The organism is Virgibacillus salexigens, from assembly GCF_000723585.1.
In the GTDB taxonomy this organism is placed as follows: Bacteria; Bacillota; Bacilli; order Bacillales; family Amphibacillaceae; genus Virgibacillus; species Virgibacillus salexigens.
Genome location: NZ_CCDP010000002.1, coordinates 736,212 through 758,323 on the forward strand (window position 1 = coordinate 736,212; position 22,112 = coordinate 758,323).

A 22,112-nucleotide genomic window follows, 5' to 3' on the forward strand; every position below is an offset into this window, starting at 1 on the left:
AAAAAGCCTCTACTCATTAAGAAGAAGGAGTAGAGGCTATCTTCATTTATTTATCAACTTTTTTAGTCATCTCTCTTTGCCAAATCAACCCTTGTTCTAAGGCCATTGTTCGAGCAATTTTAGGTGCCGTCCATAACGGAGGCAACAATAAAAACGAGACAGGTACAGCTGTAATAACAATTGAATTTTGAATTGAAGTCACACTATCCTCTCCAATTGTTAAGATAACCATCGATGTCGCCCCAAAAATCAAAGCCCAAAACACACGAAGCCAACGCTTCGGATGATCATTACCAGATAACGTAGCAGCAACTGTATACGACATGGTATCTGCAGTAGTTGCCACAAATATAATCGATACAACTAAAAAGCTAACACCAAACACGATTCCCAAAGGAAGTTGATCTGTGATCGCCATTACTGCAGCTGGCATACCTCCATCGTTCAAAGCATTTGAGATAGAACCTGCGTTTTCCATTTCAAAATGGACACCAGTCCCTCCTACAATTGAAAACCAAAAATTACTAACAATTGGTGCAACAATGGAGACACCAATAATTAATTCCCGAATGGTACGGCCTCGCGAGATTCGACTAATAAACACGATTAACATCGGAGCATAACCAATAAACCAACCCCAGAAGAAGATCGTCCAAAATGACAGCCACGCTTCATCACCACGGAACATGGACATCGTAAAGAAATTCTGCAAATGGACGCCAGTTCCCCCTACAAGCGCATCAATAATAAAAGTAGTTGGGCCAACAATCAATACCACTGCTGCTAAAAAGATAGTAAAACCAACATTATAACGACTAAGTGTAAGAATTCCTCTATCTACCCCAGTAGCTGCCGATATCGCAGCGATCACAACTAATATTAAAATTACAATAATACTCACAGATAGCGTATTAGGTATATTAAATAAATGATTCAATCCATATGAAATTTGTAAACCTAAAAATCCTAATGGACCTAATGTTCCTGCTACTGTAGCAATGATGGAGAAAATATCTGCAGCAGAGCCTAAAATACTCTTTTGATAAATTTTTTCACCGAATATAGGGTAAAGCAGACCACGAGGCTTTAATGGTAACCCTTTACTATAATGCACATACATCATAACGATAACACTAAGGGTCCCAAGAATTGCCCACGCTAAAAATCCCCAATGCATAAATGATTGAGCAAATGCTGCATGTAAATGATTAAATTCCCCACCGCCAAACAACGGAGGTGTTGTCATATAATGATACATTGGTTCGGAAGCTGCCCAAAACACGCCACCACTTGCCAATAACGTTACCAGTATCATAGCTACCCATTTAAAATAACTATATTTTGGTTCATTTTGATTACCTAACTTCACTTTCCCATATTTTGAAAAAGCCAATCCTAAACCGATAAAAAAGTTCCCTAGTAATAATAACTGCCAATAAGCGCCAAATAAATCGGAAGAATAAGCAAATAATGTATTTACTGCACTTCCTACCGCATCCTTATTCCAGATAGAAAGTAGAATAAAGATAATTAGTAGTCCTCCACTAATAATAAATACGGGCATGTCTATTTTCGTGTTTTTCTTTGAATTCACGCTGTTCCTCCTATTTTTTATAGGAGCAAGTGCCTGTAATATCGTTGATACCCCTTGTCATTAAAGACCGTTGGATGGATAGTGATTATTACATGCTACTTATAAATAATCATGACAAAAAACCCACCAGCTTGCTCAAAATTTTATACGTATAAATTCTTTCCTCTGCCATTAGTTTATTGTTCATAAACAAATTTATTCCAAAAGAAAGAACACGAATCACTTACTTGTTAATGATTTCATCTACAGTCGATTCTACTTCCGATCGCGTTATCTTTTCTTGACCATCTTCTAAAGCTTTTAATGTCTTATTAGCTAATGCTAATGGTATTTTACAGAATAAAAGAATATGACGTGTACGGACATCTTTTATATATGCTTCTGCCTGACGTAAGTTTGATTTCGCATATGCAAACATATCTGCTCTTGTCCATCCGTCTGGAATAAACTGAACACCACGTTCTGCATCTTCCTCTTGGTTTCTCAACATATTGACAGCTTGTAAACCTCTACCATAGCCAATCGCCAAATCGTAATCTGTCTTTGTATTATCATACCATTCCCAAATATCAGACAGCATGACCCCAACTAAGCCGGCTACATAATATGTATAATCATCTAAGTCTTCTTTTGTTTTTATTATCCAATTTTTCTCTGTCCAATCTGCCATCCCAGCTGCCATAATACTGGTAGATTCTTTTACCTTTAATACAATCTCATCCGGACAGACGTCAAGCCAATCTGCTAGCCTAGTAGTAACTTCTGGGAGAAATGATTGATGAGGGGCTAGTAGTTCAGAATAGGCGGATTCATCAAATGGATCCTCTTTCAGCAATTTGCTGATCGATCGTAATAAATATTGTTTTGTCTCACTTTCTAGCTGTTCATGATCTTCTATTTCATCAACAGCGCGCATGCATAAATAAGCAGATCCTACCGTTTTTTTTAAGGTTGGTTTTAATAAAGTAATGGGGATATAAAAGGTTCTGCTTGTCTGTTTTAAAACCCGCATCGCATCTTTTTGTAATTTAGCATCTGTACGCAACAATGTTTCCTCCTTATTTTCACCTGAGGTATTATAAGTATACCAAAAATAATGTGAAACTTCATTCAATCTCCTTTTCACAAACGATACCCCTTATTTCGGTTAACCCGCTTGTCAATTAGTGAAAATGGGATTACTATTATATAGGTGAAATTTAAACAACTTATTAGAAAGGCGTCATTGTATGGACAAACGTATTTATCTATTAACTATTGTTTCGTTTGTAGTAGGAATGGTTGAATTAATTATTGGTGGTATTTTAGATTTAGTTGCCAATGATTTACAAGTCAGTTTAGGACAAGCCGGCTTATTAATTACCATTTTTTCATTAATATTTGCAATTTCAGCACCGATTTTATTAATTGTTACTGCAAAAATGGAACGGAAGCGATTAACCTTACTTGCATTGCTAGTTTTTCTAATTGGGAACTTAGTAGCTGTATTTAGTCCAGTATATAGCATTCTCTTCATTGGCAGAATTATTTCAGCTGCTAGCGGTTCGTTACTTATTATCTTATGTTTAACTATCGCGGCAAACCTAGGTGATGATAAATATCGTGGTCGTGCGATTGGTATTGTATCGATGGGTGTCAGTGGTTCACTTGTTTTGGGAGTACCTATTGGGCTTGTACTAGGTAATAGTTTCGGTTGGAGAGCACCTTTTGTTTTCATTGTTATTCTTTCCATACTATCTATGATAGGGGTTCATTTCTTTATGGATAAAGTTGCACCCAAACCACAAGTGCCACTAAAACAACAAATGAACACATTGAGAGAAAGCAAAATCTTTCTAGGTCACGCTACCACATTTTTATATATGGCAGGTCATACTATTTTATATGCTTACCTAACTCCATTTGTAAAAACAACAATGAATATGGATGGAAACTGGGTTAGTATCATTTATCTCATTTTTGGAATTGCTGCAGTAAGCGGTGGTGGCATTGGAGGAGCTTTCTCTGATCGCTTTGGTTCTAAAAAGACAATCATATCAGCAATCCTTATATTTGCATTCGCGTTACTCCTCATCCCTTATACAACAACAATGATTGTTTTTCTTGTTGTTATGATTATCTGGGGAATGATGAGCTGGGCTATAACGCCAGCCCTGCAAAGCTATTTAATTGAAACGTCACCAGAAACTTCCGATATACAGCAAAGCTTAAACAACTCTGCATTGCATTTCGGAATTGCCTTTGGATCATTAATCGGGGGATTTGTGATTGAACAGGCGACTGTCCAACAAAATGCATCGATTGGTGGTATATTCGTTCTTCTATCATTGGGAACAATTCTTATCTCCATGACTAGATTAAGAAGAAAAAGCTATGCGTAGAATAAGATAGGAACGCGGCTGGACAGTTTCACGCTGCCTGCTTGATGAAATTCACAAAGAAAAAAGTCAGCCCACGAATCATGCAACTGAAATATACGATCTTTCTACGGCGAAGAATGGAGCCTGCTCGTAAGAAATAACGCGCACTGTAGGCCTGCACATTGTGCTTCGCCTGTAGGAGTATCGCATATTCGAGTTACTGAAATCACTGATAGTCAGCCCATCACTTATCCTCTATCTAAGATTCGCTTTACTACGGATTCTAAATCATCTGGTTTATGAAATTCAATGGGTGAGAATCCTTTATCAAAACTAATTTGCTCTGCTTCAACCATTAGAATATATTTCCCATTTACCTTAGCTAAGTGAAGACACTCTCCAAAATCCGATAAATGGGCTTTTATAGCGATGTGATCAAGTTTCATTTTCAGCTCTGCATCCGGGGTATGCTCAACAATCTGCGCAGAAGCTTCGACTACCTGCTCTGTTGTTAAACGTTCTTGAATTTCTCTTTCTGGTGTAACCGCCCATTCTTCCATAGCTTCCTCAAACTGTTCTTTTTCCTCACTTTCCTCTGGGAAAGTTTCATTAATATGGTCTTGAACCATATCCATTACTTGTGTTTTCATTATTTCTGGCATTGATTTTTCGTAGGATACAAATGGTAAGAAGTCTTCAAAATAACGCGCATGGGAAGATTGATGAATTTTAATTTCTGCTTCATCCATTATTCCTTCTTCAGGCATATATGGATACTGAATTGACTTCATGTTTTTTGTCGTTATTGCCATTTCCACATTTTGGACAAGTGTTTCTTGATTCGTAATTCGAGCTACCTTGGGTTCAAAATCACATTTCATTACAAACAAGAAGGGATCATCGAAGTATTTCGTTAGACGGGCAGCGGCTACAAGAAAAACACCGCCTCTTACCGCACTCGTATCTACATACATTTGTGCAAGTTGATCCGTACTAGACTGAAAATCCTCTGTTGTTTCTGCATTCCTCACTTTTTGAAATACATTATAATTAGGGTTAGATGTTAATTCATGCCCAGGCTCCACCATGAATCTACCGATTTTTGTAGGCGCATTTTCTGACTTAGCATGACGTTCTACCTTCCGCTTTGCAATTCTCGTTAACTCGCCATCAAGGAATTCTTTTAGTGGACTAGCTTCATAGTTAGGTTTATCCAACGTTTGAAAATGTTGTGCACGTTTATCTTCTCCATCTACTTGAATGAGATAGAAAGATAAATAATTTATTGTAAAATCCATTTTATCACCTGTTTCTTCCTTTTATGCCTTCCTAAGTATAGAAAGACAAAAGAAGCACGTCAATAAGAATGAAATGAAGATGTTACCTATCTTTTTCGAAACACGCCAATGGTAATAATCCCTAGCCCGAGCCCAATTGCTCCTCCAGCCTCTAATTGACCAAATAACATTCCTACTCCCGTACCTAGCAATAAACAGGTAACAAACGTCAGTCCAGCAGTTGCGTCGCTCATTCCCTACACCTCCATTGCTTTCCTTCCTCTCGTTAGTTTATTCTTCTACTTTAGGAAAGGTTAAAAGTAATTCCACTAAAAAGATGTCTGTTACGTTTCGTTCATTTCAAATACTGACTAAATACCCCATCCATATTGTTCTTTGAATTTACACACAAATTCAATTCGTGTGAAAAATTCACTATTGCTATACTTTTGTATTCGTGTTTAAATAGCTATTAAACAAAAACGATGAGGTGATGATGTGAGAGACAAGGTTTCTATCGGTCTATTAGGATTAGGAGTAGTTGGTTCGGGAGTTATTAAACTAATTGAAAATCATCAAGAAAAGCTTGTTCATCAGCTGGGATGCGAGGTTAGTGTAAAGAGTGTATTAGTTCGCAGCCTAGATAAGACACGTAACGTTGAGGTAGATCGAACGTTTCTCACTACGAATCCCGATGATATCATAAATGACCCTGAGATTGATGTAATCGTAGAAGTTATGGGCGGCATAGAAGAAACCTATCAATATATTTTAAATGCATTTGCGAATAAAAAGCATGTAGTAACCGCAAACAAAGATTTAGTTGCACTGTATGGTACTAATTTAGAGGCGGCTGCGAGAAAGAATAAATGTGACTTCTACTATGAAGCCAGCGTAGCCGGCGGAATTCCAATTTTAAGAGGAATTGCTGATGGTTTATCCTCCGATCGTATCCAAAAGGTGATGGGAATTGTAAATGGTACAACAAATTATATTTTAACAAAGATGAGTAATGAAGGTTTTTCCTATCTCGATGCTCTTAAAGAAGCGCAGGAACTGGGATTTGCTGAAGCAGATCCAACGGCAGATGTGGAAGGGTTAGATGCTGCGAGAAAAATGGCTATACTTGGCAGACTTGCTTTCTCTACAGATGTAGCTTTAGAAGATGTTGAAGTAACTGGAATTAAAAGTTTAGAGCTAGAAGACCTTCAATATGGAGATAAATTTGGATATGCCATGAAATTAATTGGCTATGCACAAAGTAAAGACCACCAAATCGAAGTAAGTGTTCAACCCACTCTATTATCAAAAGAGCATCCGTTGGCAGACGTTAAAAATGAATATAACGCGGTATATGTTTATGGAGAAGCGGTAGGAGAGACCATGTTTTATGGCCCAGGAGCTGGAAGTTTACCAACAGCGACTGCCGTGGTTTCTGATCTGGTTACTGTAATTAAAAACATGAGGCTTGGTGTAAGTGGCACGCACTCTCTTGAAGCTCGGTTCAAGAAAGAATTACGTAGTGCTGATCAGCGTTCGGGACAATATTATTTACGAATCCATGTAAAAGATCGAGTCGGAGCTTTTTCTGAAATATCCACTCTGTTTAATGATTTAGAAATAAGCTTTAAACGAATTCTTCAAACACCGATAAAAAAACGAGAATCAGCAGAAATTATATTGGTTACCCACCAAACATCTCTAGATAATTTTCAACATGCATTAGATCAATTGAAAAAACTCGAGGTAGTACTTCAATTAAAAAGCTACTATAAAGTGGAAGGAGATGCGGCATATGAATTGGCCGGGACTACTAAAACATTATCATAAATACTTACCAATTACTGACAAGACACCAGCATTAACGTTACAAGAAGGAAATACACCATTGATTCATTTTTCCAATTTATCTAAGGAACTTGGTATCGAACTATATGGGAAAGTCGAAGGTGTTAATCCAACCGGTTCTTTTAAAGATCGAGGTATGGTAATGGCTGTAGCAAAAGCTGTAGAAGAAGGAAGTAACTCAATTATCTGCGCTTCTACCGGCAATACCTCTGCTTCCGCTGCTGCTTATGCAGCAAAGGCTGGCCTGAAAGCGATGATCGTTATCCCTAAAGGGAAAATCGCGCTTGGAAAGCTAGCTCAAGCAATTATGTATGGGGCAGAAATTGTAGAAATAGATGGTAACTTTGACGACGCTCTAAAAATGGTACGACAATTAAGTGAAGAACAGCCAGTAACGCTTGTAAACTCTGTTAACCCATATCGCCTAGAGGGACAGAAAACAGCTGCCTTTGAAGTATGTGACCAATTAGGTACTTCCCCAGATGTTCTTGCAATTCCGGTAGGTAATGCTGGTAACATAAGTGCCTACTGGAAAGGTTTCAAAGAATATCATAATCAAAAACAAACCGGTCTTCCTCAGATGTTTGGGTTTGAAGCAGAAGGAGCAGCAGCCATCGTTTATAATAGGGTTATTTCTAATCCAGAAACGATTGCAACTGCTATTCGTATCGGAAATCCTGCTAGTTGGAAGCTTGCCGAATCGGCGAGAGATGAATCAGGTGGAGCAATTCAATCGGTTACAGATGGGGAAATTACGAATGCCTTTAAAAAATTAGCTCAGAAAGAAGGTATCTTTGCTGAGCCCGGTTCATGTGCATCGATTGCAGGATTAATCAGAGAAACCGAGAACGGTACCATTAAACAAGGGAGCAAAGTAGTAGCTGTGTTAACGGGAAATGGATTAAAGGACCCACAAACAGCGATAGATCAGTTAACGATAGATCCTGCCTCCTTGCCAAATGATGAAAAAATCATCATGGAGTATATGGAAAATAAGGTTAACGCATGAGTAAGTTTACGATTACCATACCCGCGAGTTCAGCAAATATTGGTCCAGGCTTTGATTCATTCGGTCTATCGCTAGGGTTATACCTGCGATTAACGGTAGAAGAACAGGATACTTGGGAAGTAAAACAGCTATCGAACCTACTGCCCGCGTTTGACAGTTATGAAAACCATTTTATTTACATGATTGCTGAAGAAACTGCAAACCATTTCAACAAACAACTACCTGCTTGTAAATTAACGATTGAAAGTTCGATTCCTTTAGCTCGCGGATTAGGCAGCAGTGCTTCAGCAGTTATTGCAGGAATTGAACTAGCTAACCAGCTTTCTCACTTAGATCTTTCTATAAGTGAAAAGCTCCAGCTTGCAACAGCTAAAGAGGGGCATCCCGATAATGTTGCAGCTTCTATCATTGGCGGTTTTGTTGTAACAGCATACACAGAAAACGAAACAATTCATTATTGCAAGCTAGATTCGTTAGATATGGATATGGTCACTTTTATTCCTAATGTTGAGCTAAAAACAACAGCCTCACGAAATGTTTTGCCTGAACAATATTCGAGAAAACAAGCAGCAATTGCAAGTAGTATTAGCAATCTTTTTATAGCGGCTTTGATAAACAAACAGTACGATTTAGCTGGTGAAATGATGGAGAAAGACTTATTTCATGAACCATATCGTTCATCTATCATTCCGAACTATCTTGCTATCAAACAAAAAGCAAAACAATTTGGTGCCTACGGAACGGTTATCAGCGGTGCGGGACCGACGATGATCGCATTTGTCCCAAGTGGCAGTGGTGAACAAATCGTCGGTAAGATGCAAGAGCTTTTCCCTTCCTATCTCATTCAAAAATTAGAAGTTGATAATGATGGTGTACAAGTATCGACAAATAAAGAAGTGGCAGAATGATCATTCTGCCACTTCTTTTTAGGATTCCATTAATGCAACCAGCAACGCTTTTTGTACATGTAATCTATTTTCTGCTTGTTGGAAGATAACAGAATGATTGCCATCAATAACATCTGCTGTCACTTCTTCTCCGCGATGGGCTGGAAGACAATGCATAAATATTGCATCTGACTTGGCAAGTTGAAGTAAGTTTGAATGAACCTGAAAATCTTTAAAAGCAATTTCCCTTTTCACTTGTTCTTCTTCCTGTCCCATACTCGCCCAAACATCAGTATAAATAACATCTGATTCCTTTACAGATAATTCAGGATTATCCGTAATTTGAATGTCCGCTTCTGATAATGCCGCTAGCTTTTTAGCTTTGGCTACAATTTTTTGATCAGGTTGATATCCTTTAGGGGCTGCTACGGATAAATGCATTCCCATAATCGCTGCTCCTAGCATTAACGAGTGTGCCATATTGTTTCCATCTCCAATATAACTCACCTTCACTCCATCCAGTGTACCTTTTTGTTCCTTGATTGTTTGTAAATCGGCTAATACTTGGCAAGGATGATATAAATCGGTTAGTCCATTAATTACAGGTATACTTGCTTTTTCAGCTAATTCTTCTACTGCAGTTTGCGAAAAGGTACGTATCATAATGGCATCCAAATAACCTGACAACACTTGTGCAGTATCAGAAATTGACTCTCCTCTTCCAATTTGAATATCCTTAGAACTTAGAAAAATACCATTGCCTCCCAATTGATATATTCCTGCTTCAAAAGAGACTCTTGTTCGTGTTGATGATTTTTCAAAGATCATACCAAGCGTCTTTCCCTTTAGTGGTTGTTCAGCTATCCCATTTTTACGCTGAGTTTTAAGCTGGTCCGCTAATTGTAGTAAGTACGTAATTTCTTCCTGTGTATAATCTGCTAAAGTTAAAAAATCTTTTCCATGTAAATACTGAGGATTTAATCTGGCCCGTTTCAATTCTACTCCCAAGAAAAATCTCCACCTTCCAAATAGTATATGAATTATTATGCAATAAAAAGAATATTTATACAATAGTTGAAAAAATTTTTTATACTTCTTATATTAATGGCTCCAAATAAAAATCAACACCCCGGATAGGCGGAGCGTTGATAATTTTAGCTTATTTGAAAGATAACTACTTTTAAATAATTTCCTTCTGAAAACTGTTTGGTCGTTTGAAAATCACGCGGAAGATGGAATGTTTCTAGTATTTGATAAGATATATGCATCTCACGACATGCTATTTCAATAAATCCTTTAAACTTCTTCATTCCAAAACTCGCATTATTGGTGGAAGCAACAATAATCCCATTATTCTTAGTGACGGAAACAGCATCCTTCAGTAAATCTGGATAATCTTTTGCTGTACGAAACGTTCGTTTCTTCGATCGCGCAAAGCTAGGTGGATCCAAAACAACCATATCAAAAATTAGATTTTTTTTACGTGCATATTTAAAATAATCAAAGACATCCATTACAATGATGTCCTGCTGCTCAAAATCAATCCCATTTATACTAAATTGTTCGATGGTCTTAGCTTTACTTCGTTTCGCTAGATCAACACTTGTGGTTTTTTCAGCTCCACCCAAAGCCGCAGCAACCGAAAAAGCTCCTGTATACGAAAAAGTATTTAGTACATGTTTTCCCTTTGCATAGCGATCGCGAATTGCTTCCCTGACATCACGTTGATCTAAAAATACACCAACCATTGCACCCTCATTCAAATAAACAGCATAGCGGACCCCATTTTCCATCACAGTTATTGGAAATTCTCCTCGTTTCCCCTTTACAAAATCATCATCGTCTATATAACTGCCTTTCGTATCAAAGCGCTTCTTCTCATAGATCGCTTGATAACGGCCTAACTCGTCCAATACTTGAATGATATAATCCTTAAATGCATATATTCCTTTACTATACCAATTAATTACATAATATTCATTAAAATAATCGATCGTTAGACCACCAATCCCATCCCCTTCCCCATTAAACAAACGAAACGCATTGGTCTCCTCCGATTGATAAAATCCCTGTCGTTTATTAATTGCCGAAAGGAGTTTCTTTTTAAAGAAATCCAGATTAATCGCTTCTTCCTGTCTATTTGTAAGAACCCAACCAATCCCTTTGTTTTGAATCCCATAGTAACCTTTTGCTAAGAAGTGGTTTTTATTATCAACGAGCTGAATGATGGTACCCTCTTTTATAGACGCTGGTATTCCTGTAACCACATCATTCGTAATAAGCGGATACCCAGTTTGCAATTGCTTCCTGTATTTATCATTCACTCGTACCTTCATTTCTTTCGTCATGTTTTCATCCTTACTGCTTTTTTCTATATTATCGCATGTCACTTATAGGAAAAGCAAAATGATTACCCAACGTTCGTTTTATTTCTCACATGACCCCAAGATTAACAAACCGCTTTGGTGCAAATAGGGAAATGTCATAGTGCGTTTCTCCATGGAGCGCTAACTCAGCAGCAATTCTTCCCATCACAGTAGCCATCTTAAATCCATGCCCAGAAAAACCTGTTAAGACAATGACCCGATGATCATGTGGAAGTTTTCCAATAATAGGGTGGTGATCTTTGGTATACAACTCCATAAAGGCTTCCATCCTAGATGGATCACTATGTAATCCAGGGAGATCCCGATTTACGAGGTGCTTGAAATGATGAATTTCTTCGCTTGTGACATCACGTATATATGAAGCAGCATCTGTTAATCGATGCGCAGCTGTTGCACGTAAACCTAACTTAACCATGTTTCCATCTATCAAAGGAAAACCATAATAGCTATTATTTACATTTTCCCTTATAAAGACTGGAAAGTCACCTTCTCGAAAGGACTCCATGTCTTTTGGCAAAAACCAAGCGTTCACTAAGCGACGAACTTCTAGGAAACTCGTAAATTCACCAATAAAATTAGTTGCCCAGGGTCCAGCAGTTATAATGACCTTTTGTACACGATAACGTTCCCCCTCAGCATAAATAGTTACACCATCCTCATCAGAAGTAATGGTATCTACTTCCGTATGACTATAAATGGTTGCTCCAAGTTCAATGGCCCGACTAACAGCAGAAACAATGGCATATTGTGATCGTAAATAACCAGCAGCACCATCAATCATAATTTGATCGTTTTCGAATAGTTTATGTTGATAAAAACGATGTTCTGCTTCTTTATTTGTTAATAATTTATGTTCTAAATTATACGCTTGAATGCTTCGTCTTACATTTTTGAACGTTCCTGAATTAGGATCACCAATAATTAGCCCTTTCGTTAATTGCAATAATTCATTTCCTGTTTCACTCTCCAGCTCTCGCCAAAGCATATAAGCATCTTTTAGTAATGGAACATATTGTTTACCTTCCTTATACGCTGTTCGAAACATCCTTGTTTCTCCACCAGCAGCCGAACGATCATGCCCAATACCAAACTGCTCAAAGCCTATTGCATTTACCCTTGCCTTAGCTAACTGCCACATTGTCATACTTCCCATTGTTCCTAATCCAATTACACCTATTTCAGCATCCACTACGTATCCCCCGATCTAAAAAAGTAAAACTTCACTGCGCCGTTTTATTCATCCCTCGATTGATCATGCTACAAGGTAAGACGTAAAGGATTCTAAGCTGAATAACATTTTTCTGTTGTTGTATTCCATCATTAAGGTGAACCTCGTAGATTTAAAAACGGTGGCACTGCTGCCACTGCCAAATTTATGCGGGATTAAGTGATAACGATTCATTGATGAGGATAATAATTTGAAAAAATGAAATCTTAAGATATATTTGATATTAGTTTAACATAACTACTTAGAAATAAACGAACACAACAAAATAAATAAGCTGAATTGCTCTCCGGAGCAATTCAGCTTTTAAACACGTATGACATGCATCGATCTATCTTCTAATTGTTCAATCACCTGTTTATCTACATTACTATCTGTTATTAGCTGATCAATTACTCCCAAACCAGCTAAACGCGAGAACGCTTGAACACCAAATTTACTATAATCAATCATAATATAGACCGTGTCTGCACTCTCCATCATTTTTTTCTTAATATTTGCCTGACGTTCGTCTGATTCGCTAATACCTCGTTCCAGATGCAGCCCCTTACATGAGATAAAGGCTTTATTTACATGGTAATGGTCAAGAGATGTTTCAGCTAAATTCCCTACGAAGGATAAAGATTTTGCAAGCAGTGTACCGCCGGTTGAAATTACGGTAATTTGCTTCTTCGTACTCAGCTCCATGGATACTTTGATCGAATTTGTTAACACAGTTATTGGTATATCCGGTAAAGCTTTAGCCATGTACCAAGCGGTTGTACTCGCATCTAGAATAATTTTATCCCCTTCATGTACCTGCTTGACTGCTTCGAGAGCAATTTTGCTCTTTTCTTTCACATTTATGACTTCTCTTTCAGAATAAGGAATTTCCATCGAGTCAACTGGCTTAATACTTATTGCTCCTCCATGACTTCGTGAGAGAAGTTTTTCTTTTTCTAATTTCTCTAAATCTCTGCGAATTGTCTCCTCTGTCACGGAAAAGTGCTGGCTTAGCTCCGTTACTCGAATACTTTTCTTCTCATTAACAAGTTCAACAATTTTTTGTTGTCTCTCAGCAACAAGCATGTCATTCCCTACTTTCTTTGTGAATCAACTTTTCCCTTTTTATTGTATAATAGATTCCCTGTAAATAACAGAGAATCTATGAAAAGGTTACCTTGTAAAGGCAGCTGCGACACCACCATCAACGGTAATCATACATCCAGTTGTTTTGGCAGATTGGGAGGAAGATAAGAATGCAACTGACTCCGCAATATCTTGTGGTAAGATATTTACATTTAAAATGGTTCGCTTTCGATAATGTTCTTCAATATCATCAGTATCTATTCCATAAGAAGATGCTCTTTCTTTTTTCCAGTTGGAATCCCAAATTTTTGAACCTCGGATAACAGCATCAGGTAATACAGAATTCACACGAATACCATATTGACCTCCATCTGCTGCCACTGTTCGGGCTAGATGAACTTCAGCTGCTTTCGCTGTACTGTATGCCGCAGCATTCTTGCCAGCATAGATAGAGTTTTTAGAACCGACAAACACCATATTTCCGCCAATTGCTTGATCTTTCATTAACGTAAATGCTTCTCTGGCTACGAGAAAATATCCAGTTACCAATACATTCATATTTACATTCCATTTATCAAGCGTGGTTTCTTCAAAGGGGCTTGAACTAGCGAGACCAGCATTATTTACAACGATGTCTAAGCCTCCGTATGTTAATACAGCTGAATGGATAGCAGATATGACTTGATCCTCTTTCGTCACATCCATTGCGACGGCTACCGCACGACCCTCACCGTACTGGTTATTAAACGCAGCAGCTAACTCTTGAGCTCCTGCTAAATTAATATCGGCTAGTACTACATGTGCTCCATCTTTCAATAGGCGATCACAAGTTGCACTCCCAATCCCGCCTGCCCCTCCAGTAACAAAAGCTACTTGACGGGAGAATTCCGCTTCCGGTGGAGCTAGACTTAATTTATAAAGTTCTAATGGCCAATATTCAATGGCATAAGATTCTGCTTCATTTAGTGAAACAAAGTTGCCTAAAATAGTAGAACCGCGCATGACTGCGATGGCGCGATGATATAATGACTCACTCACTTTAGATGCAGTCCAGCTTTTACCTGTATTAATCATACCAACTCCAGGAATAAGCATAACACGTGGAGCAGCTTCAACCATTTGGTCTGCTTCCGATTTATTACGGTTGAAGTAATCTGTATACGCTGCTTTATACGAAGCTATTCCTTGCTTTATAGTATCTATTAATTGATCGACATCTTTAGAAGATGGATCCCAATCAATAAACAGCGGGACACGTTTTGTATGAACGAGATGATCTGGACATGCAGCCCCTATTTGCGATAGGGCTTGTGCATCGTTACTATTAACAAACGCCAACACGTCTTTCGAATCATCGAAAGTTACAATCATTTTTTTATCTGAACTAACTTGTCCTCTTATCATAGGGAGGATTTGTGCTAAAATCCTTTCCCTTTCCTTCTTTTCTATAGATTCATAGTTCTTCCCGCCAAAAAGTACCGTTTCACTAGCTTGTTTTTCAATATAATCTTCTGCCTCTTGGATAATCGAAATTGTTCTATCATAACTCTCCTTCGAAGTATCCCCCCATGTTACAAGTCCATGTTTTTCCATAATCACTAATTCCGGATTGGGATGGTTTTTAACTCCTTCTGCAATCATTTTAGACAACTTAAATCCTGGTCGAATATAGGGAACCCAAACAAAGCGGTCTCCGTATATCGCTTTAGCAATTTCTTGTCCGTTATCTGCACAGGCTATACTAATAATTGCATCTGGATGTGTATGGTCAACATGTTTAAAAGGTAAGAAAGCATGTAGAAGTGTTTCAATTGATGAACGAGGATGTTTGGAATCTATCATACAATGAGATAAATATTCTACCATCTCTTCATCCGACATATCATCTTTTTCAAGTAATGGTTGAATATCTGCTAAATTCAAACCAGTAAAGTTCGCTTTATTCATCGTGGCAAGATCAGAGCCACTGCCCTTGACCCACATTACATCAATCTCTCTACCGAAAAAGTCCGTTTCCTTTGTTTTTACGGAAGTATTCCCACCTCCCCAATTTGCTACCGAGCGATCTTGACCTAATAAGTTTGATCGATACACCAATTCATTTAAACCGTTATCCGTATTGCCATGTTGGTTGTCCCAAAGGTTTTTCACCACGTTGCATACCTCCAATTTCTTGTTGTTTTTATGATAGCACACTTCCGTTTATTTTTGAATTTATTTTTTTGTTTTTGTTTAGTAATAAGAAAATCTTTTTAACTCCTATTATCTATGTTTCAACACCGTTTGTTCGTAATGTTTTACCTCATCCAGCCAAGTTTCTCCTACTGGTACATCAGATATTTCGCAGTAATAATCCCAAATAGCCCCAAATGGGTAGGTTTTAAACTCTTCCATCAGTGCCAATCTATCTGTAAAGTTACCTTCTTCTTGAAGCTGTTTTAGATACTCATTAGGTGTGAGCATTGCGAGTAACAAAGCTTTAATCATATTACGCGTGCCTATTGTCCATGCAGCAACCCGATTGATACTTGCATCAAAGAAATCTAACCCAATTGAAACTTTGTCTAGCGCACCGTTTCGAACGATCTCTAAACCGATTTCACGTAATTCATCATCCAATATGACCACATGATCACTATCCCAACGTACTGGTCTTGATACATGTAGTGCCAGCTTGTTACTGTATAACAGCATCGATGAAATTTTATTAGAAACAACTTCTGTTGGATGATAATGTCCTGTATCAAGCAAACACAGTTTATTGTTTTTTAGTGCATAACCCATATAGAATTCATGAGAGCCAACTACATAAGCTTCCGAACCGATACCGAATAATTTGCTTTCTACAGCATCTAAATTATATTTTTCATCAATGGTATCTGCGAATATTTCATCAAGCGATTCTTTTAAGCGTTTTCTAGGCGTTAACCGATCACTCGGGATGTCTTTGTAACCATCTGGTATCCAAATATTAGTTAATGCAGGAGTTCCCAGCTCTTTTCCAAAGTAGGCTGCTATGTTTCTACTCGCTTTGCAGTGTTCAATCCAAAAATCTCTAATTTGTTTGTCAGGATGAGCAAGTGTTAATCCGTCATCTGCTTTGGAGTGAGAAAATAAAGTAGGGTTAAAATCAAGTCCCAACTCATGCTGTTTTGCCCAATTCACCCATTTTTCAAAATGCTTGGGCTCTAATTGATCACGATCAACCACTTCTCCATCGGTTTCTGCATAAATTGCATGTAAATTAATCCGGTGCTTCCCTGGAATAAGTGAAAGAGCTTTTTCAATGTCATTTCTTAATTCTTCAGGAGTTGTAGCTTTGCCAGGATAATTCCCGGTTACATCAATACCACCTGATAACTCCTGTTGATTTACTTCAAATCCTCCAATATCATCACCTTGCCAACAGTGAATTGAAATTGGTACCTTTTTTAGCTCTTTCAAAACCTGATCAACATCAATATTCCATTTTTTATATTGCTTTTTAGCTTCATTATAACGCGCTTCTATACTCATATAATTCCCTCCTGATCTTGTTTCCTATATGTTTTCATTTCAAAAGACTGCTGAATCATCCTTCTTGCATCAACAATTCCATTAACCTCACCTAAAGTAATAAGCTGTGATACAATATTTCCTATTGCGGTAGCTTCTATGGGGCCAGCTTTTACTTCTTTATTCGTCGTATCTGCAATTAATTGATTTAGCATATCATTCTGGGAACCGCCGCCAATAACATTAATTGTTTTGAATTCTTTTTCAAATATTTCCTCAATTTGTGCAATCGCTTGTTTATAACGAAGAGCTAAACTATCATAAACACATTTAGCAACTTGACCAGCAGTCTGCGGTATTTGCTGTTCGGTTTCTGCACAGTACTTTTGAATCTCTTCAATCATGTTTTCAGGCTTCATAAATCGATTATCATCTACATTTACAACGGAGCAGAAGTTCTTCTCGTGTTTTGCTAATTGTACAAAATCAGCAAATGAATAGGTATGTTCATAGTTTCGCTTCACTTCTTGAATCATCCACAGCCCCATAACATTTTTTAGAAACCGAAAGCGATAGTCAAATCCACCTTCATTTGTAAAATTGTAGTCAAAGGCTTTTGTCACACAAATTGGAAAGTTATTTTCTACACCTATAAGGGACCATGTTCCTGAACTCACATAAATCGTATTCGTTAATTCCGGAACAGACAGAACAGCTGAGCCAGTATCATGGGTGGCAGGTAATAAAACATCCATATCCACTCCCAACTCATCGATCAACTCTTGCTTCAATCCCCCTAAATTCGTAGAGGGAGGTAAAACTTCTTGAAAGATGCCATCATCGATTCCTAACTGCCGAAGCAAATCTTTATCCCATTTCTTCGTAAAGGCGTTTAGTAATTGTGTGGTCGTTGCATTGGTATACTCGTTCGCCTTCTTCCCAGTTAATAAATAATTAAAATAATCTGGAATCATTAGAAACGTTTTTGCCTTCTTTAAAATATCTGGATTCGCCTTCTTCAAGGAATATAATTGAAAAATCGTATTAAATTTCTGAAATTGAATGCCTGTTTCAAGATATAACCGCTCCTTACTTATGATATTTTCAAATACTTCTTTCATTAGCCCATCTGTCCTTGGGTCACGGTAAGTTACTGCATCTGTTAACAATTCATCATTTTCATCCAAAAGAACGAAATCCACTGCCCATGTATCAATCCCAATACTCTGCGGCGTATACCCAAGCAGTTTACTTTGATAAATGCCTGTTTTAATCTCTTGAAATAAACCAGCAATATCCCAAATGAAATACCCGTCTTTCTTGGTGATCCTATTATCAAATCGGTGCACTTCATCTAGTTGCACAGTACCATCATTCAAATAACCGGCCATCACCCTTCCACTAGAGGCTCCGATATCAACCGCTAAGCAACATTTAGTCATGTCTATACCCCCATATCAACAGTCAATCCTACTCTATATCTATCAACTACTACCTTTTGCTTCTGTCCTAAGTGAATCTACCTCACCATATCGTTCCTGTTCAATTTGTTTAAGTGTTTTTCCTTGTGTTTTCGGAGATAAAGCAATTCCAATAATCGCATGAATAATAAGGAATGTGATCATGACCATTCCTGCAACTTTAAATCCAAGCGTAACCATTAACGTTGGTAAGATAAAGGACCATATTGCAATCCCTGTTCGAACAATAAAGTACATTAACCCTTGGGCTCCAGCACGATATCTAGTCGGGAATAGTTCACTTGTCCATAATGCATAGAAAGCTTGTGCGCCAATTCCAGCAGCGGAACCCCATAAAATAACAAATGCGATTAGTGTAGGCCATGTCATCGGCATAAAGGTTAAGATAATCCAGGCTACAACACCCATCACAGCGCCAAGCCCAAATATCAATCTACGACTATATTTATCTCCTAATTTCATAAACCCAAAGAACGTCGTTAATACTGTAAACATCCACAAAAATGCCTGTAATAAGTTCGCCTGTGCTCCACTTAGTCCACCAACATTCTCATAAATATAAGGCATAAAATACCCCATTGCTCCAGAAGTTAAATTCCAAAATAAATAAATCCCGATTAATAAGAACAGCGCTTTTCGATTAACACTTAATGAGAATAACTCCCTGATAGAGCTCCGCTTTTCCTTACCAAGTACAGATTCCTTTTCTTCTTTATCTTTTTGTTCTTGCCAAATCTTTGATTCATCCAATCCTTGTCTAATATACCAAGTGATAAATGCGATCACTAATAAATGGAAGAAAATAAGGCGTGATCCCAACAAACCTAACGGTGCTACTAATACAGCTAAGAAGAACGTCACCATTGGACCAGTTGACCAAGCTAGCTGGGCTGTTCCAACATGAGCAGCCCGCTTATCTTCAGGTGACTCTTCTGCAATGTATGTCCAAGAAACAGGTACACCAGCACCAACTGCCACCCCTGTTATGATCGTTCCAATAAGTAACATCGGAAAATTAACCGATAACGCAATGAGTAGTACACCTAGCATATATAAAAGCAAATCATATTTAAATATGAAAGCCCTGCCAAATTTGTCCGTTAAAGGACCACCAATTAAAGCACCGACAGCAGCACCAAAAGCATTTGCACTTAATGCACTTAGTAAGCCAACGCCAAAACTATCAATATTTAAATAGGCTTGCCACAATGTAAGACTACTAGCAGCAGCAATAATCGAACCAGCTTCAATATAATTTGCCATCGCTACAGCAATCGTTGCTTTCCAACCAGTAACCTTTTTTGCCCCAAACTTTCTCTTAGCCATTCCCACTCTCTCCTTCTAATTAAGCCATATGAAAAACTTCTTTAAGATCTTCTGTCACCGGACTTTTATCTGAATTCGTTTCCATAACTGATTCCATATATGCCCACCAGCGTTGATTAATATCCGATGCAGCTAGCATATTCCATGTCACTTCGTCTTCAATCTCAACATAACCAAAAAGCGTACTCGTTCCCTCATCTAAAAAGATTGAATAATTCCTTGCTTTGTGTTTATGTAGTGCCTCTATCATCTCTGGCCAAATTTCTCGATGCCTTTTTTGGTATTCTTCATGTTTATCTGGATAAACTTTCATTTTAAATGCTTTTCTAATCAAATTATATCCACCCTTTCTAACAGATTTATAAACCTTTATCTTTCACCTTTTTTGTTAACGGTTTCATTGAAGATGAAAGATTATTTAACTGTAATTATAATCAGATAACAATCACAAGTCAACGTTTGCAAATACAAACAAAATATATTTATTTTTATTTATTTTTGTTTTAGGTTATGTTTTCAACATTTAATCAGAAAACCAACCAAAATTTTTGGGAATATTTACTTTTGATTCAGAGAGGTAAGAAGAACAACCAAGCTGTTGACAGCAAAAAATAACACCGCATTAAAACGGTGTTATTAAAATCAAAAGCCTAATCATTCGGTTTTCGTTGAATTCGCTTCTACTACTTCCTGATAATAAGTTAACTTATCTAATGTCGTCGGGTCGTACGTAGTAACGGCTCCTTTATCTGCATGGAATGTTTCCTGCATTTCCGATAAATAATTCGTCATCATTGACAGTTCATGCATCATAGGCTCTAATGCCCTTAATTGTGAACTGTCTAAAGCATAAAGCTGCTCTATCATTTCATTTTTCTTGTTTTTCGCCTGGTGAATACTAGTCAATAAATCCATATCATCTAAGTGCGGTAACGATATAATATCTTGTATCTTTGTCAGTTCCCGGTTGACGTTATCCGTTAATCCTTGTGTGACATTTTCCAACTGTTTCAGCCCTTCTTCTAAATCCTGCTCTAAGAAAGATTGGCGAACAAAACCATCTGTCGCTGGTTCAAACGAATGAACCGTATCTTTTATTTGATTTAACATTTGATCGTATGACGTTAAAAAATTGTCCATAAACGCTAAAAAGGGTTGATGAACATCCTCGTAAAAGGATCGAATAGCGCTCGCCCCTTTGCCTTTCAAGGCATCATTCAGAGAAGCAATTTGTTGAACTGCTTGGCTAACAGGATGTAACTGTTTTTGGATTTGGTGAATGGTATGTTGCATTTCACTTATATTAGAGTTCAGTGTTTGAATATCAATTATTTTCATGGAAATACCTCCTGATGAGGAATGTAAAAGAAGTGTTTAGTCGTGGTAGTTCAATCAATTATTTTGAAAGCTCCATAGAAGATGCGATCATTTGTTCTGTTTGCATAAAGTTATCTACAGCTTTAGCAGTTTCCTGTTCATGATTTAAGAGTATTGTTTGGTATGTGGTTAATATATCTTCTAATTGATGATTAATTTCATTTATTTTCGTAACCATATCTAACGTGTTATTGCCTTCTATTTCTTTTCCCAGCCCAGTTGCATCCATAGATTCTGTCGCTGTTTTCAAATTCGTTAATGCTTGGATGACAGGTTCCTGTTGTAGCTTTATTTCTTTACTCACGTTAACTCATTAACTCCCTTCTTTGCTTATCATATAAATGATCTAGTTCGTTACGCTGATTAGACAGATCCATTCTGATATCAATAATTGATTGCTTGATTTCCCGAATCTTTTCATTTAGTTGATCAATCGTTTGAACTAATTGATAATCATATAAAGATATGTAGTTCGCTAAAACCTCATTATCTTTAAATTGTTGAAACCGAGATGCATACTGACCATGCCATGTATTCGGAGAAAGCTCAGGAGTAACACATAATTTTCTATTTTGTTTAAAATCATCTTTATAATCATATAAATTAGACAAGGCAAGTGCCAATCTCTCCAGTTCTCTTCGTCTATTTTCCAGTTGTAAATTCAGGTCATAGAGAGAATTTTGCATACGACTAATTTGTCCATTTATCGAATGTAAGGACTCCATTTTTTCACCTCAGACTACTACAACATTACACAAAAATGTGATTACCATACAAC

The 22,112-nt window shown here is 37.5% G+C and carries 20 protein-coding genes; 4 read left to right on the plus strand and 16 right to left on the minus strand.

Annotation, left to right across the window (positions count from 1 at the left end):
• Window positions 1–46: 46 nt before the first annotated feature.
• Complete coding sequence (locus BN990_RS16560; protein ID WP_101953571.1) at window positions 47–1,564, minus strand: BCCT family transporter; 1,518 nt, start codon at window positions 1,562–1,564, stop codon at window positions 47–49.
• A 253-nt stretch (window positions 1,565–1,817) separates the two neighbouring features.
• A complete protein-coding gene (locus BN990_RS16565; protein WP_038246109.1) occupies window positions 1,818–2,606 on the minus strand; it encodes a squalene/phytoene synthase family protein in 789 nt (262 codons plus the stop codon).
• Between the two features lie 217 nt (window positions 2,607–2,823).
• Here BN990_RS16565 and BN990_RS16570 point away from each other — a divergent pair, with 217 nt between their 5' ends.
• Window positions 2,824–3,975 carry an MFS transporter gene (locus BN990_RS16570; protein WP_038245828.1) on the plus strand — a complete coding sequence of 384 codons (1,152 nt, stop codon included), beginning with the start codon at window positions 2,824–2,826 and terminating at the stop codon, window positions 3,973–3,975.
• Between the two features lie 227 nt (window positions 3,976–4,202).
• On the opposite strand, the gene BN990_RS16575 is transcribed toward BN990_RS16570, so the two are convergent.
• Window positions 4,203–5,252 carry a DUF3900 domain-containing protein gene (locus BN990_RS16575; RefSeq protein ID WP_038245829.1) on the minus strand — a complete coding sequence of 350 codons (1,050 nt, stop codon included), beginning with the start codon at window positions 5,250–5,252 and terminating at the stop codon, window positions 4,203–4,205.
• Between the two features lie 86 nt (window positions 5,253–5,338).
• Complete coding sequence (locus BN990_RS22965) at window positions 5,339–5,485, minus strand: hypothetical protein (protein WP_021288819.1); 147 nt, start codon at window positions 5,483–5,485, stop codon at window positions 5,339–5,341.
• Between the two features lie 244 nt (window positions 5,486–5,729).
• On the opposite strand from BN990_RS22965, the gene BN990_RS16580 reads away from it, so the two are divergent.
• The 3 genes from BN990_RS16580 to thrB are packed head-to-tail and all read left to right on the plus strand — an operon-like array spanning window position 5,730 to window position 8,996.
• Complete coding sequence (locus BN990_RS16580; RefSeq protein WP_038245830.1) at window positions 5,730–7,061, plus strand: homoserine dehydrogenase; 1,332 nt, start codon at window positions 5,730–5,732, stop codon at window positions 7,059–7,061.
• Window positions 7,027–8,088, plus strand: coding sequence for a threonine synthase (gene thrC / locus BN990_RS16585; RefSeq protein WP_038245831.1), 1,062 nt, complete (start codon window positions 7,027–7,029; stop codon window positions 8,086–8,088). The genes BN990_RS16580 and thrC overlap by 35 nt, the downstream gene beginning before the upstream one ends.
• A complete protein-coding gene (thrB, locus tag BN990_RS16590) occupies window positions 8,085–8,996 on the plus strand; it encodes a homoserine kinase (protein WP_021288822.1) in 912 nt (303 codons plus the stop codon). The genes thrC and thrB overlap by 4 nt, the downstream gene beginning before the upstream one ends.
• 18 nt (window positions 8,997–9,014) lie before the next feature.
• Here thrB and argF read toward each other — a convergent pair whose 3' ends face one another.
• The 12 genes from argF to BN990_RS16650 form a co-directional block, all read right to left on the minus strand.
• The gene (argF, locus tag BN990_RS16595; protein ID WP_021288823.1) at window positions 9,015–9,983 is read right to left on the minus strand and encodes an ornithine carbamoyltransferase; all 969 of its coding nucleotides are present in this window, start codon (window positions 9,981–9,983) and stop codon (window positions 9,015–9,017) included.
• Window positions 9,984–10,129: 146 nt separating this feature from the next.
• Window positions 10,130–11,323, minus strand: coding sequence for a class I SAM-dependent rRNA methyltransferase (locus tag BN990_RS16600; protein ID WP_021288824.1), 1,194 nt, complete (start codon window positions 11,321–11,323; stop codon window positions 10,130–10,132).
• 85 nt (window positions 11,324–11,408) lie between these two features.
• A complete protein-coding gene (gene solA / locus BN990_RS16605; protein WP_038245832.1) occupies window positions 11,409–12,551 on the minus strand; it encodes an N-methyl-L-tryptophan oxidase in 1,143 nt (380 codons plus the stop codon).
• A gap of 342 nt (window positions 12,552–12,893) precedes the next feature.
• The gene (locus BN990_RS16610; protein WP_021288826.1) at window positions 12,894–13,655 is read right to left on the minus strand and encodes a DeoR/GlpR family DNA-binding transcription regulator; all 762 of its coding nucleotides are present in this window, start codon (window positions 13,653–13,655) and stop codon (window positions 12,894–12,896) included.
• Window positions 13,656–13,742: 87 nt separating this feature from the next.
• Window positions 13,743–15,809: a bifunctional rhamnulose-1-phosphate aldolase/short-chain dehydrogenase gene (locus tag BN990_RS16615; protein WP_038245833.1), complete on the minus strand. Its 2,067-nt coding sequence runs from the start codon at window positions 15,807–15,809 to the stop codon at window positions 13,743–13,745.
• A gap of 108 nt (window positions 15,810–15,917) precedes the next feature.
• The gene (gene rhaA / locus BN990_RS16620; RefSeq protein WP_021288828.1) at window positions 15,918–17,171 is read right to left on the minus strand and encodes an L-rhamnose isomerase; all 1,254 of its coding nucleotides are present in this window, start codon (window positions 17,169–17,171) and stop codon (window positions 15,918–15,920) included.
• Complete coding sequence (gene rhaB, locus BN990_RS16625) at window positions 17,168–18,592, minus strand: rhamnulokinase (RefSeq protein ID WP_021288829.1); 1,425 nt, start codon at window positions 18,590–18,592, stop codon at window positions 17,168–17,170. Before rhaB ends, rhaA begins: the two co-directional genes overlap by 4 nt.
• A gap of 42 nt (window positions 18,593–18,634) precedes the next feature.
• Window positions 18,635–19,957: an MFS transporter gene (locus BN990_RS16630; RefSeq protein WP_021288830.1), complete on the minus strand. Its 1,323-nt coding sequence runs from the start codon at window positions 19,955–19,957 to the stop codon at window positions 18,635–18,637.
• Between the two features lie 19 nt (window positions 19,958–19,976).
• On the minus strand, window positions 19,977–20,291 hold the full coding sequence (rhaM, locus tag BN990_RS16635; protein ID WP_021288831.1) for an L-rhamnose mutarotase: 315 nt from the start codon (window positions 20,289–20,291) through the stop codon (window positions 19,977–19,979).
• 320 nt (window positions 20,292–20,611) lie between these two features.
• Complete coding sequence (locus BN990_RS16640) at window positions 20,612–21,295, minus strand: LXG domain-containing protein (RefSeq protein ID WP_038245834.1); 684 nt, start codon at window positions 21,293–21,295, stop codon at window positions 20,612–20,614.
• Window positions 21,296–21,353: 58 nt separating this feature from the next.
• The gene (locus BN990_RS16645) at window positions 21,354–21,638 is read right to left on the minus strand and encodes a YwqI/YxiC family protein (protein WP_038245835.1); all 285 of its coding nucleotides are present in this window, start codon (window positions 21,636–21,638) and stop codon (window positions 21,354–21,356) included.
• Between the two features lies 1 nt (window position 21,639).
• Entirely contained in the window at window positions 21,640–22,059 is a 420-nt protein-coding gene (locus BN990_RS16650; protein ID WP_021288834.1) for a YwqH-like family protein, read from the minus strand.
• Window positions 22,060–22,112 lie beyond the last annotated feature (53 nt).